Origin of the sequence: Xenorhabdus ishibashii, assembly GCF_002632755.1 — a bacterium.
In the GTDB taxonomy this organism is placed as follows: domain Bacteria; phylum Pseudomonadota; class Gammaproteobacteria; order Enterobacterales; family Enterobacteriaceae; genus Xenorhabdus; species Xenorhabdus ishibashii.
The window spans coordinates 711693-726267 of record NZ_NJAK01000001.1 but is presented as its reverse complement, the minus strand read 5'-3'; the positions used below and the strand labels follow the sequence as shown (position 1 = coordinate 726267).

9 protein-coding genes and 2 pseudogenes are annotated in these 14575 nt (G+C 43.6%); 7 read left to right on the top strand and 4 right to left on the bottom strand.

Annotation, left to right across the window (positions count from 1 at the left end):
• Positions 1-395: 395 nt before the first annotated feature.
• From leuA to mutH, 3 genes are all read left to right on the top strand, one after another.
• Positions 396-1988 (top strand): 2-isopropylmalate synthase, encoded by a 1593-nt coding sequence (gene leuA, locus Xish_RS03445; protein WP_099116723.1) that lies wholly within the window; start codon positions 396-398, stop codon positions 1986-1988.
• A 2-nt stretch (positions 1989-1990) separates the two neighbouring features.
• Positions 1991-3130, top strand: coding sequence for a 3-isopropylmalate dehydrogenase (leuB, locus tag Xish_RS03440; RefSeq protein ID WP_099116722.1), 1140 nt, complete (start codon positions 1991-1993; stop codon positions 3128-3130).
• 794 nt (positions 3131-3924) lie between these two features.
• Entirely contained in the window at positions 3925-4605 is a 681-nt protein-coding gene (gene mutH / locus Xish_RS03435) for a DNA mismatch repair endonuclease MutH (protein ID WP_099118649.1), read from the top strand.
• A 239-nt stretch (positions 4606-4844) separates the two neighbouring features.
• On the opposite strand, the gene Xish_RS03430 is transcribed toward mutH, so the two are convergent.
• Together Xish_RS03430 and Xish_RS03425 are read right to left on the bottom strand one after the other, a co-directional pair.
• The gene (locus Xish_RS03430) at positions 4845-5606 is read right to left on the bottom strand and encodes an IS5 family transposase (RefSeq protein WP_099116721.1); all 762 of its coding nucleotides are present in this window, start codon (positions 5604-5606) and stop codon (positions 4845-4847) included.
• A gap of 206 nt (positions 5607-5812) precedes the next feature.
• Complete coding sequence (locus Xish_RS03425; RefSeq protein WP_099116720.1) at positions 5813-6910, bottom strand: citrate/2-methylcitrate synthase; 1098 nt, start codon at positions 6908-6910, stop codon at positions 5813-5815.
• A gap of 1262 nt (positions 6911-8172) precedes the next feature.
• Here Xish_RS03425 and Xish_RS03420 point away from each other — a divergent pair.
• From Xish_RS03420 to Xish_RS03400, 4 genes and pseudogenes are all read left to right on the top strand, one after another.
• The gene (locus Xish_RS03420) at positions 8173-8487 is read left to right on the top strand and encodes a transposase (protein ID WP_167383211.1); all 315 of its coding nucleotides are present in this window, start codon (positions 8173-8175) and stop codon (positions 8485-8487) included.
• Positions 8484-9122, top strand: coding sequence for an IS3 family transposase (locus tag Xish_RS03415; protein ID WP_099116718.1), 639 nt, complete (start codon positions 8484-8486; stop codon positions 9120-9122). The genes Xish_RS03420 and Xish_RS03415 overlap by 4 nt, the downstream gene beginning before the upstream one ends.
• Positions 9123-9308: 186 nt before the next feature.
• The gene (locus tag Xish_RS03405; RefSeq protein WP_099116717.1) at positions 9309-10391 is read left to right on the top strand and encodes an IS110 family RNA-guided transposase; all 1083 of its coding nucleotides are present in this window, start codon (positions 9309-9311) and stop codon (positions 10389-10391) included.
• A 16-nt stretch (positions 10392-10407) separates the two neighbouring features.
• Positions 10408-10713, top strand: a pseudogene (locus tag Xish_RS03400) (integrase core domain-containing protein); the annotation flags it as partial.
• A gap of 6 nt (positions 10714-10719) precedes the next feature.
• Here the strand turns inward: Xish_RS03400 and Xish_RS03395 are convergent.
• Both Xish_RS03395 and Xish_RS03390 read right to left on the bottom strand, forming a co-directional pair.
• Positions 10720-11232 (bottom strand): annotated as a pseudogene (locus Xish_RS03395) (IS982 family transposase); the annotation flags it as partial.
• Between the two features lie 273 nt (positions 11233-11505).
• Positions 11506-14568: an RHS repeat-associated core domain-containing protein gene (locus Xish_RS03390; protein WP_425275015.1), complete on the bottom strand. Its 3063-nt coding sequence runs from the start codon at positions 14566-14568 to the stop codon at positions 11506-11508.
• Between the last annotated feature and the right edge of the window lie 7 nt (positions 14569-14575).

Sequence of the window (14575 nt, the reverse complement as noted above, 5' to 3'; positions counted from 1 at the left end):
AATGTAAAAAATAGTCACCAAACTCAATAATAGCTCAATGAAAAACCAAAAATATGCGCAATCTACGCTAAATTCGTATTTATACTGCTTGACATTATTTTTTAGATAAAGTATCTATAAAATACATTGACAATTAAAACTAAATTAACAAATTTACAAAGGTTAACTCACATGATTCATTCTGTTCTTCTACTAAGCCTACTAATTATCGCCTTTAATGCGCGCGGTATGCTGGTAGGTGAAAAACAGGGATAAGTTAACCTACATCAGACATAAGAAACCCGCGCCATGCGCGGGTTTTTTTTACCTGCCGGCGCTCAAAAATAAATCCCATTTACCGAATACCAAACTAAGTTACCTAACCCAATGGTTAATCTATTTAACAGGAGCACAACATGAGCCAGCAAGTTATTATCTTCGATACTACGTTACGTGATGGAGAACAGGCATTACAAGCTAGCCTGAGTGTGAAAGAGAAACTGCAAATCGCTTATGCACTGGAAAGGTTGGGAGTTGATGTTATTGAAGCCGGTTTTCCAGTGTCTTCTCCGGGAGATTTTGAATCAGTTCAAACCATCGCCCGTGAAATCAAGAACAGTCGTATTTGTGCCTTATCCCGCTGTGTTGACAAAGATATTGATGTTTCTGCCGAAGCCTTGAAAGTCGCTGAAGCCTTCCGCCTGCATATGGTACTCGCTACCTCAAATCTGCACGTCGAACATAAATTAAAAAGGACCTTTGATGATGTTGTAGAAATGGCGGTTCGCTCCATCAAACGGGCACGCAACTACACTGATGATGTTGAGTTTTCCTGTGAAGATGCAGGTCGTACAGATATCGATAATTTGTGCAAAATTGTCGAGCAAGCTATCAAAGCGGGGGCAACCACCGTCAACATTCCAGACACTGTTGGTTACACAACACCTTACCAATTTGGCGGTATTATACGTACATTATTTAATCGCGTACCCAATATTGATAAAGCGATTATTTCAGTTCACTGCCACGATGACTTAGGTATGTCCGTCGCTAACTCCATTACAGCCATTCAGGAAGGTGCTCGTCAAATAGAGGGGACTATCAATGGGTTAGGAGAACGTGCGGGTAACTGTTCACTGGAAGAAGTGATCATGACTATCAAAACGCGCCAGCAAATGTTAGGCGTGCATACCAATATCAATCATCAAGAAATTTACCGTACCAGTCAATTAGTTAGTCAAATTAGTAATACACCGATCCCCACTCATAAAGCGGTTGTCGGCAGCAATGCGTTTTCCCATTCATCCGGCATTCATCAGGATGGTGTGCTGAAAAATCGTGAAACTTACGAGATCATGACGCCAGAATCCATCGGCCTGAAAGATACCCAGTTGAACCTGACCTCACGTTCTGGACGTGCCGCAGTAAAACATCGTATGACAGAAATGGGCTATCAAGAGAGTGATTACGATCTGGATGCGCTGTATCAAGCATTCTTGAAATTAGCAGACAAAAAAGGACAGGTGTTTGATTACGATTTGGAAGCCTTAGTGTTTATCAATCAACAGCAACAAGAACATGAACACTTCCGTCTGGACTATTTCAGTATTCAGTCAGGCTCCAATGTAGTACCTACTGCAACCGTTCGTCTGGCCTGCGGAGATGAAATTAAATCTGAAGCCTCAACTGGTAACGGTACTGTTGATGCCATCTATCAGGCCATCAACCGCATTACCGGTTATCCTCTGGAATTAATTTCCTATCAATTATCCGGTAAGGGGCATGGTAAAGATGCTCTCGGTCAGGTTGATATTATCGTGGAGTGTTTTGGCCGCCGTTTTCACGGAGTGGGTTTGGAAACTGACATTATTGGCTCCTCTGCCAAGGCAATGATCCATGTTTTGAATAATATCTGGCAGGCAGAGCAAGTAGAAAAAGAGAAGCAACGCATCTCCCAAAACGGCAGTATTCGAAACGATCATCGGAACAACAAAAAGGAAACGGTATAATCATGACTTCACGCCAATCTATTTCAAATGACGCGATTCCAAGCAAACAAGAAACTAAGTATTGCCACATTGCTGTTTTGCCTGGCGATGGCATTGGCCCTGAAGTTATGAAGCAAGCCTACAAAGTGTTGGATGCCATCCGTCATCGTTTTAATATCCGTATCACAACTAGCGAATATGATGTGGGAGGGATTGCTATTGATCGTCATGGCACACCTTTGCCTCAAGAAACGATTATCGGCTGCGAAAAGGCTGACGCGATCCTATTTGGCTCTGTAGGTGGCCCGCAATGGGAGCATCTGCCACCCGCCGAACAGCCAGAACGAGGAGCATTATTGCCACTGCGAAAGTATTTTAAATTATTCAGTAATTTACGCCCTGCTCGTTTATATGCAGGCTTAGAATCTTTTTGCCCCCTTCGCCATGATATTGCCGCTAAGGGCTTTGATATTTTGTGCGTTCGTGAGCTGACAGGCGGAATTTATTTTGGACAACCCAAAGGGCGCGAAGGTGAAGGAAAATATGAGCGTGCTTTTGATACTGAAGTTTATCATCGTTTCGAGATAGAACGGATAGCGCGTATTGCTTTTGAATCTGCGCGCAAACGCCGCCATAAAGTCACTTCGATTGATAAAGCGAATGTTTTGCAAAGCTCCGTGTTATGGCGTGAAGTCGTTAGCAAAATCGCCAAAGATTACCCTGACGTTACCATCGAACATATGTATATCGATAACGCCACCATGCAGTTAATCAAAAATCCCGCTCAATTTGACGTTCTATTATGCTCCAATATTTTTGGCGATATTTTATCCGATGAGTGCGCTATGATCACCGGTTCAATGGGAATGTTGCCTTCTGCCAGCCTAAATGAAAAAGGCTTTGGCTTATATGAACCTGCTGGTGGTTCAGCCCCTGACATTGCAGGTAAAAATATCGCTAACCCAATAGCCCAGATATTATCCACAGCACTGTTGCTGCGCTATAGCCTTGGACACTTTGATGCCGCTGATGCTATTGAACGGGCGATCAACTATGCTTTGGAACAAGGTTATCGTACCGGCGATCTCGCAGGTAATGACACAGCAGTCAGCACTGATGAAATGGGCAATATCATTGCACGCTATATCACCGAAGAAGTTTAAGGATACCTAACTAAAGAACAATATAGCTATTGAAAAGCCAGTAAGATAGCTTACTGGCTGGTAAAAAGTACTATTACTGCAAAAAAAATTGGGAGTCAGTTAAGAATAGTACGAATTACAGGGTAAACACAGTATGTGGGGAGTAAAAGTGAACACTTTGGGATGGTATGATTTTAAATCCACATGGTTACACTCTCAGAGGGTTAATTCACAGGAAAAGCTAAAGTTATAAACATTTATTGTCTGGTCATAACCATTTTATTCACTTTTTCTGTGGATATGTATGTGAAAAAGAGCGGGGTAAAACGGGTATACTTTTATTACATATTTTTACACTTTCTATAAAATAAAATAAATATCTATTATTTTTCATTATGTTAATTCATTTTACATCCCTTTTAACATGGCATATCACTGGTGAAAATTTTTGTCTTTTCTTGTGCTGGACAAATATTAATCACCGATGAATTTATCCACAGGATATGCCTTTTAGTTAAACAAGAATCGTCTATTTTTGTAGAAAACATCGTTCATTAGGGCTGTAAATCAAACCAGTGATCTCACTTTTTATCACTTATCCCATAAATCTGTGGATAACATGGTGTAAGATCCTGTTTATTATCCTTGGGAACAGGTGAACAATCATAACAAGCCTATTTTTAATGCAAGAAATACAAATTAAAAGATCTTTTATATCATGCTATTATCAAAGAATTAAGGATAACGATAAATTAGTAATGATTTTAAGAAATCAACGTGATCATTTTTTAATCAGAAAAAATATACTTTATAAAATGTACTTTACACCTCCGACACCACCTGAAAACGAACACCAACTATTCAGTCGTGCCTACTCTTTGGCGGGCTTATCGATGGGTGAACTAGCTACACTCGCCAAACTGCCTATTCCCCCTAATTTAAAACGTGATAAAGGTTGGGTCGGTATGTTGCTTGAATATTACTTAGGTGCAAGTGCAGGCAGTAAACCAGAACAAGATTTTGAACATATCGGTGTCGAGTTGAAAACAATCCCTGTGGATAGCAAAGGTTTCCCACTAGAAACCACCTTTGTTTGTGTTGCCCCTTTAACCGGTAATAGCGGTATTATCTGGGAAAATTGTCACGTCAGGCGTAAATTATCCCGTGTCCTGTGGATACCCGTTGAGGGAGAAAGAGGTATTCCACTTGCTGAACGCCGCGTAGGCTCGCCGTTGCTCTGGAGTCCAAATGCGATTGAAGAAGAGTTGTTGCGGCGCGATTGGGAAGAGCTTATGGATCTCATTGTATTAGGCAAAGTCGAGAGCATCACTGCCCGTCATGGCGAAGTGTTACAATTACGCCCCAAAGCTGCCAACAGCCGAGCATTAACGGAAGCGACTGGTGAGTATGGTCAGCCAATTATGACGCTGCCCAGAGGTTTTTATTTAAAGAAAAACTTTACAGCACCGTTATTGGCTCGCCATTTCTCCCTGTAATTTTACGGCAAGAGTTTGATGCAAAACCCCGCTGCACTATTGCTTCACTTTTCGTTTAAAATCAAACTTCGTATTGCCTACCCGGTCGATATCCAAATCTAACTGAGACTCAGAAGATATTTTTACTGTCGTGATATATCAAATAAAAAATGCCAAACGAAAAATCTCGTTTGACATCGTTTTCGGGGCAGCCTGATTTTTGATTAACTTAGGGTCTGTTGATGTTTTAAGGTCATAATTCATTCAACCCACATGGGCAACCAGACAATGATAAACGCCAGAGCCAACATACTGGCGTAATTCCGTTCAAGCTTATCGTATCTTGTTGCTATTGCACGAAAATGTTTAACCCTAGCGAACGCATTCTCCACCAAATGACGATAACGATATAAACATTTATCAATCTGTTTATCCGATTTTCGGCTATTTTTCCGGTAGGGAATAATCGGCGTTGCTCCTTGCTGTTCAATATGATTTCTGAAAGCCTGACTGTCGTACCCTTTGTCAGCTATCACAAAGTCCGAAGGGGGCGATTGTTCGACTAAACTTTCAGCATGAACAATGTCATGCACTTGTCCCCCGGACAATTCAAAATGAACAGGCAAGCCATAACTATCGACGGCCAAATGAATTTTGGTTGAACGTCCACCACAACTTTTGCCAATCGCCTCATCATCATCTGAAGCCGCTCCGGCACTGTGCTGATGAGCACGGACGATACTCCCATCAATAAACAACCATTCCCTATCAGCAAACCCAGATAACCACTTGAAAATGAGCTGTAAAACCCCTTTCTTTGACCACGCATTGAAACGTTGAAAGACACTATTCCATTTGCCGAATTCTGGCGGTAAATCGCGCCAGGGAACGCTCGTTCTCATTCGGTAAAGAATGCCTTCAACGGTCAAACGGTGTTCAGGTTTGTGATAAATCCAACCCGCATGTTGCATTAACGCAGATAGCTTATTCCATTGGAGAGCTGTTAACATAGTTCGCGGCATGATGGTGAGGTCTGGTTGTTTTTTGGCGAAAGTAATTATACCAAATCATCATGCTGTTTAATAATCCCTCACAAAACATCAACACGCCCTAACATCTTTACTAACCTCAATTAATGCTTTCTAAATTAATAGCCATAGCAGGGATGCCTCTCATATATACTTGGTTTTGATTTTTTGTGTAGTATAACTCCAATTTTGTTGTTCCTTTACGATTCTGGAATGGAACCAGTGTAGAGAATAGTTGGACGGATTAGTCTGTTTTTACCTGCTTGCTCGATAATATGAGCGCTCCATCCCACGATGCGTCCAAGACAAAAAGTGGGAGTATATAGACCACTCTCTAATCCAGATACACGCAATGCAGCGGCCGCCCAGAACTCGAGATTCGTATATAGATCACGTCCAGGTTTTTCCTCCTTCAATATTTTCACAATAATTGGTTCTACGTCTAATCCCAACTGAAGCAGAGGATCAAATTTTTTATATTTCTCACATATAGACCGTAATGCAGCGCCCCGAGGATCATATATTTTATAAACACGATGACCAAATCCCATTATCCGTTCACCATGTGCTAACTTTTGCTTGATAGTAAATTCGGCATTCTCAATACATCCTATTTCAGCGAGCAAGGTGTCAACTTTAGAAGGTGCTCCACCATGAAGAGGGCCAATCAATGCACTGACTGCTGCTACAATAGAAGAGGTTAAGTCTGCTTCTGTAGAAGTAACTACACGGGCTGTAAAGGTAGATGCATTGATTGAATGGTCCATTGAAAGTATCAAATATGTTTCCAGTAACTTAATTTTTTCAGGTAATGGTTTTTCTCCTGAGAGCATATAAAGATAATTTTCAACATGACCAAGAGACATATCTGGTTCCTTGAATTGTTTCCCTTTTCTTTTGTTGAATAAATATGCAATTATCACTGGAACTGAGGCAATCAATTTTATAGCTTCCTCTAGCTCGGGTGGATAACTGTTATCTCCCACTGGCATAGCTGATAATATGGTTCTTAAAGCAGCCATATAGCTAGCTTTTTCAGGGATGAAATCCATTATTTGATAAGCCCATTTTGGTAAATTACGTGCTTCTGACATTTTCTTAGAAAATAAAATTAATTCTTCTGGTTCGGGGAATTTACCTAGCAATAGTAAATATGCCACTTCTTCGAATGAATATTTACTCGCGATATCTTCGACTCGATACCCTCGGTATATCAATGTTCCATTAAGACCGTCAATAAAGGTGATTTTAGAAGTTCCTATTGCTACACCTTCCAAACCTTCATTTATTTTATTCATGTTGTTTTTCCTAATTAAAAATAAATTGAAATGGCATTCATTTTTTTTAAAAGAATATTTTATCTATAACCTTAATAAATATTTTTTACATGTGCACTAAATGACTTTTCATAATAGTGAGCCACTGTGGCTGGCGGAGAGCTTGGCTCCTCGTGGTGCGAGGAATCAAACGGCCTCATACCATTTTAAAAAGCTATTTAATGTAGATCAATCTAAAAAATCTCGTTCTATAATAGAATTAATTAAATCAATGGATTAATCTTCATTTATTAATGAATCAAACCAAGATAAAAACGTAAAATTAAAGTGTTTTTTTGTAAAATAAAAGAAGATTATTTTACTTTCAAGGTTTAAATCGTAATTTAACATATGGTTATTGTAAATTATTATTTTTTCTTTGCAAAAGAATGTATAATGAACATTAATTGTTATATATATCTTAACCTTAATAATGCTTTTCCTTTAATCTGGGCGCAGGGCGTAAACGATTTATGAGCATAATTGACACAAAAGTTTAGATTAAATTTAAAAAAATAAGGGTATTCCTCTATCAAAATAACCTATATATCATTCATTTTTTTAATTTAAGTAATAATGCTCTCGCCCGGCTCATTTCATTTAGCTAATAATAATTCGTTAATAATGCTAAATCTGTCCTCGCAAGAGCTAATGTAAGAGCTATTGAATGTGCAATTCGGGCAACTTCTGGAACTCAACGTGCTCAAATTTAACTATTACTTACGGGTTCTGAAATTCACCTAGAAAAAAAGGTCATATTTCCCTAAAAGATGCTGTAGAAGAAACTCGTAACTCAGTTCATGTAGCCAGAATTGAGAAGTGGCAGTTGTTGGGGCTACATTTGGAACAACGCTGGGATATGGGTTTGGCTCTATAATCACCAATCAGTGGAAAGCCAAACTGATTAAAGACTATTTTGGAATATGCCGCAAGTATAATGTATCTTAACCGTTAATAATCAAAAACCTTGTTTATGATTTTATGTAATCGCTACTCCACATTAAACGTGACCGTTTAGGCGGCCACTGAATTCAAGCATAAATCGATTTATGGGATAAGCCAATCCTGTAACAGCATTTCCATTGGTTTTGTAGCGGTCAAGAACTTCCGGACACCATTTTAGCCTGTTCCCATTGCTTTTCGTATTCAACGGGAGAAATGCCCCCATTAAAATATAGTGGTACAAAGATCTCGGACACCTCAAAAGCCTGCTAATGTTATTAACATGACAATGAGGTATGACAATGAAATTGAAACCGATCAAACGCCATTATTCCGTTGAATTTAAGCTGGAAGCGGTTCAGCAGGTTGTTCTCCATCATCAACGGGTTATTGATATCGCCCGTTCACTGGCCGTTGATGCCAGTACCTTGAGAAAATGGATCCGCCAGTATAAGGCCGAAATACAGGGGGTAACGCCGGCCGGTAAAGCCTTAACGCCCGAACAACGCCAGATACAGGCGTTGGAAAAACAGGTCAGGCGTCTGGAAATGGAAAAAGAAATTTTAAAGCAGGCGGCCGTGTTGATGAGCGAGATACGCAGTGGTGCTATTCGTTGATCACACGGCTGAGTGCCCAATGGCCGGTCACGGAACTCTGTCAGGCATTTAAGGTGTCACGCAGCGCCTATTACGATTGGCGAGAACGTCCGGTCGATACAGAGCGTCTGCGGCTGCGCATCCGGACCCGTGAATTGTATAACCAAAGTCGGGGAGCCATCGGCAGCCGCTCCCTGAGCCACTTGCTGACCAATGAAGGCACCCCGGTTGGGCGCTGGCTGGCTCGCCGGCTCATGCAAGAATGCGGCCTGCAAAGTCGTCAGCCGGGGGCCCACCGTTATCGTCCACCGGGGAAAGAGCACGTGGCGTCGCCGGATTTTTTGCAGCAGCATTTTGCCCCGACTAGCCCAAATACCCGGTGGTGCGGGGACATCACGTACATTCGTACGCAGGAAGGTTGGCGTTACCTCGCGGTGGTGATGGATTTATTTTCCCGCCGCGTGGTGGGCATGGCCATCTCTTCCTCACCGGATGCAGAGTTGGTCTGTCGGGCACTGAGTCATGCCCTGGAAACGCGCCATATAAAAGGGCGGCTGATTTTTCATTCAGATAGTAAGAATGCCTTTGTCAGATTCCGTAGAGAGAAGACTTTTCAATCTATTATTCTGATATATGGTGTTTTTTCTGTTTCCTGACCCACACTCCGATCGACCAAGATTGTGTCCTGCCCTGGATCTGTCGGTAACAGGAAAATCCCATAAGAGGTTTTTCCTCGCTGATACGCGTGACTCAAGAAGGGCCTGACGGCTTGTCTCTTTACTGTCCTGTCCGGGGTATCTGTCGGGAGAAATCAGGGCATCTTCTGACGGAGAATTTATCCCATGACTAAAAAGCAGCAAGACTTATCGGTCGGCATCATTGGCGGTGTTGACACACACAAAGACCTGCATGTCGCAGCAGTGGTTGATCACAATAACCGTGTCTTGGGGAGTGAATTTTTCCCGGCAACCCGGCAGGGATATCGCCAGATGTTAGCCTGGATGAAATCATTTGGGTTTCTCATCAGGGTGGGAATTGAATGTACCGGTTCGTATGGCGCAGGTTTGCTACGATACCTTCAATCCGCAGGTATTGAAGTCCTTGAAGTCACCGCTCCCGACAGAATGGAGCGCAGGAAGCGGGGTAAAAGCGATACGATTGATGCTGAATGTGCAGCCCATGCGGCATTTTCACGCGTTCGTACAGTCACCCCCAAAACGCGAAGCGGAATGATTGAATCACTTCGGGTTCTGAAAGCTTGCCGAAAAACGGCCGTCTCGGCACGACGTATTGCGCTACAAATGCTCCAGATGACCATAGTCTCCGCGCCCGAAGAATTACGTGATCAAATCAGAAAACTCACCCGAATGCAGCTGATACGGACACTCGCCACATCGAAGCCGGATATGACCCGGTATCGTCAAGTCGAGGATGCCTACCGTATTACGTTGAAATCACTGGCCCGGCGTTATCTGGAATTACATGATGAGATTGGCGAGCTGGACATCATGATAGCGGCCATTGTTGACGAACTCTCCCCAGAACTTATCAAACGCAAGGCAGTGGGATACGAATGTGCCGCCCAACTCCTCATTACGGCCGGGGACAATCCAGAGCGTTTGCACTCAGAATCCGGCTTTGCTGCATTATGTGGCGTAAATCCGGTTCCCGTGTCTTCGGGGAAAAATCAGCGCCACAGACTCAATCGGGGAGGTGATCGTGCAGCGAACAGTGCGCTTCATATCATCGCCATTGGCAGATTACGTACAGATGCCAAAACACAGGAATATGTTGCCAAGCGAATCGGAGAAGGCCATTCAAAACGGGAAGCCATACGTTGCCTGAAACGCTATATATCCAGAGAGATATTTACCTTACTGCGTAACCAGAATAGGCAGATCAACCGCATACAAATAATGACTTGACACTTAGAAGGGCATCCAAGGCAGTCAATACAGTAGCAAAAAGTTCCGCCGCTTACTTTGGCGAAACCAGATTATCCAAAGCATGAGCCGCCGGGGCTGCTGCTATGATAATTCGCCGATGGAACGGGTATTCCGGAGTCTGAAAAGCGAATGGGTCCCTCCGGAAGGCTATCTGGATATCCATGATGCAATACGGGATATCACGCAATATTTTGGCGGATATTATAATTACATTCGCCCCCATAGTTTTAATGGAGGCATTTCTCCCGTTGAATACGAAAAGCAATGGAAGCAGGCTAAAATGGTGTCCGGAAGTTCTTGACCGCTACACATTACCGGCCGTGACTTTAAGCGCGAGAATTTCCCCCTGATGATTGACAACCAAGTGTAATTTGAAACCATAAAACCATCCCATTGAATTTTTTCCACGCTGTGCGATCCCCGCAAAGACCTTATGTCGAGGGATGCGAATGTTATGGCAGACACTCAAACTGGTGGAATCAATAAAAGCAATGCCTGTGGGTTTCCCTTTTAATTGAGTCAGATAGCTGCATAATGGCACCAAAACGGAAGGGGCAACGCTGATAAAACGGGTATAACTGAGTAAAGTGGCGAAGTCGCGGTGGTGGTATTGCCAAATATGTTTCAAATAAAAATTTTTAAAATCACGGTAATGCGACATATGAAAAAGGATCAAAATGGTCATGATTTCACTGGGATACATATGACCTTGTCGGCGGCGTAAACGATGCCCACTCTCAAGACAAAATTGTTCCCATTGAGGAATGAAAAAACGGCAAAAATCATCGACATCACAGAAAATTTCAACTAACTTGTCCATAGCCTGTTCCCCCTCGGAGTTGTTTTCGGTGTGCACCAAAACTTTGCTCCTGGAACAGGCTTCTCGTCAATTTCTTATCCAGAATTCGGGTTAATTAGATTCAGTAATTTTATAAGCCCGAAAGGTTAGCGGATAGGAAATTGAATCATTTGATTTTATCGCATTGAATGAAATGATATCAGTCGCCAGTTAATCTGGCGGCTTTTTCTCTAAAGAGCAATATATTATGCATGTAGCCACCTGCAACACAGGTGGCTACATGGGTGCTGATGATTAATCTAATTGTGGCACGGCGTTGCGTAACATATTGTAATTATTGGTTCGATTGCTTATGACCCTCTCGGTGGCTCTCCCGCTAGACTGGACGGTTGCCGCAGCCAATGCTACCGAATTGCTATTCGGTATCTGCACCCCAAGAGTATTAGCAAGACCAAAATTAACAACCCCTAACGCTATCTTACTTACTGGGCCAGTATTACCCCATTTTTTCCCTGCGTCATAACCTTCTTTGGCGCCTAACGCGGCAATATTCCCTACGTCTTTTAAATCTTCCTTTTTGGTTGCAAACCATGATGCTACGGAAGCACCAAGTGGCGCTGGATATTCCATACCTGCTTTAGTTTCTCCTCCATTTAATTGATTGAATTCTCCTGCTGCTGTACCTATCTGCAAACCAGACTCTTCTCTGACCTCAGATGATTTATTTAGCTTTTTCAATACTCTATCATTTCCTTCATTGACGATTCCGGCAGATACCGCCGTTTGCATTGAGCCACCGTTGAGTGTGTTACCTATTTGCGCGTTCACTCTTGATTTTGACCTGGTCGATAATGGGAGTTTCGATGTAAGAGAAGATGCAGCAGATGAGATTTCGCTGCCAAAATAACCTGTCGCACCACCAGCCAACGCAGCGATGGCAGTTACACCTGCAATTACAGGAAGGGCAACCCCAGCCGTCGCCAAAGTCGTTGCTATTGCCACAGCGACTGAAGTACCAATTCCTACCGCTTTTATCCAGCGCATATACTTTATCTTTTGGGCATCATTGTCTGCTTTGCTCAATAGATAATTGACGCCTTTTTTCCATCCACGTCGGTAAAGTTTTGTTACTGCATAACCAACGACACGTCGCAGGAGTCCTACAGGGCTAAAATCGGAAAATGAAAAACTCGGTAATGAAAAGCTCGGTAGTGAAAAGCTAGGTGATGAAAAGCTTGGCAATGAAATACCATTGTTTATTATTTCACCAATAAACGAAATAACACTGCCGAGGACAGTTGTTGCCCGACCGTCTTCGTCAATGCTATTTACAGGATTATTCCTGACCATCCTGAACAAATTCAGCCCGTCCACTGCTCCTGCAGGATCGGCACTTAACCATCTTCCTGCCCACGGCTGGTAATAGCGGAACCCATAGTAATATAGCCCCGTGGCATCTTGTTCTTTACCTGAATAGCGGATGGTTTTGTAATTGGCCTCAATATGGTTTCTGGCCATCCATACTGAGGTGCCGCCATAGGGGTAGTATTCTTCCTGACTGATGAGACTGCCCTCGCCGTCAATTTCCAGACCGATGCTATTTGTCAGATTACCGTAACTGTAACGAAGCTGGTTGTTGACCATTTCCTCCGGTTTTCCGATGTCCCAGTGAAGTATCCGTAATTGGGCGCTACCTGCTTCTCTGACAGAGATCACCTGTAAACGTTCTTTTACCGTATCGCCGTTCTGCTTCATGTGGAGTTCTAATCCAGGCAGGTAAATAACCTGCTGGGTCACCGTACTACCTCTGGTCCGTTGTACCCTGACTTTTCTCGTCCGTGTTCCATCGCTATCGTAACGGTAGCTCTCATCATCTGACAGAGCGTTGACCCGTGCCACCGGACTAACCTGTAACAGCTCCCCGCGGGAATTCCAAGTCAATTGCTGTCCGGGCTGCATCTGTAGCTGGTGTCCAGCAGCGTCGAATAAACTGTCCACCTGATCAGGATTTTCTGTCAGAGTACTCAGTACCGCTCGATTACTGCGGTCGGAAACCGTCATCGCGATGGTGTAATTGTTGTTGGTCGCCGGGGCATGGTGACGTATTTGGGTTAGGTTATTTGCGCGATCGTAGAGATAAGTTCGGGTATAAGCGGTAAAGGCGTTGTGGTCGGTTGAGAGGGGAATGGAGGCAGCGGTAACAGAAGCCCTTTGTTGAGGGATATCGGCTATTTCGCGGCCAGTCGCGCTGACCAATTGGTACAGGCTGTCATAGCGATAGGTATTCTCTGGCACGACTTTCTGATTACGCCAGAACCGGGTTGATTCTGCATCGTTAGTCACCTGTAAGACGTTACCCACCGGATCATACTCATAGCGAAGGTCTTGTAGTATTCGGGCACCCAACGCGTGACCCTGTGGTCGTTCGGTTCTGATCCCAATCAAGCGCTGAGTTTCCGGTTCGTAGCTATAGGTGGTAACAACGCCATTCCCGTGTTCTTCGCGCAGTATCTGACCCGAGGCAGACCAAGTCAGTGATTTGACGATAATTTGCTCAGTCAGTCCTTTCAGCTTCAGCCAGCTACTTTTTAGTTGCCCTACGATGTTGTAGTCCTGACGTTGCTGATTACCTTTGGGATCGGTCTGAATCAGTAGTGCCCCCGTCGCATCGGCGGTTGTTTGGGTGGTAAAAACATCACTGTCCAGCCGATCTTTCCATGCGGATTCATCATCACCTTGCCAGTCGGCTTCTTGTCCTTCCCTGAGATGTTGCTGGGTTATCGATAAAGGAGTTTCCGCTAATGCCATACTGTCTATCTGACTGAACCCGGTGGTACTGTAGTGACGAATACACAGTCCGGCCAAATTCAGTGCTTTTTCTTCCTGACCGTTACTGGCCCAGATCAAACGCTCGGTAATGCGTATCGGTTGGGCTTCAGGTTGTTCGGTCATACTTAATGGGCGCCCCGGGAGCGTATTATTTTCGTATTGCCAGCGCCGGATCACCCGGTTTGCATCAATACTGAATACGGGTCTTCCGGCTATATCGTTCAGGGCGATGGTGATGCCAGCATCCACGCTTTCGCTGCGTAATGTCACGCCACTGAGAGAGACCTGAGTGGTTATATTGGGCTTTACAGTGGTATCTGCTTGCTTGTATTCATACAGCCTGGGATCAATGCTGGTCTGCAAACGACGTGTGTCATCAAAGGTATAACGGGTGATGCGTTCATCGGTGATATCTGGCGTATCTGGGTGGCGGTGGTGCAAAATCTCCCGTACCGTCCGACCCTGATTATCGATTATAGCAACCGAAGGGGTTTTACTGTGCAACGTGTGCTTTGCAGTCATTATCATCATATCT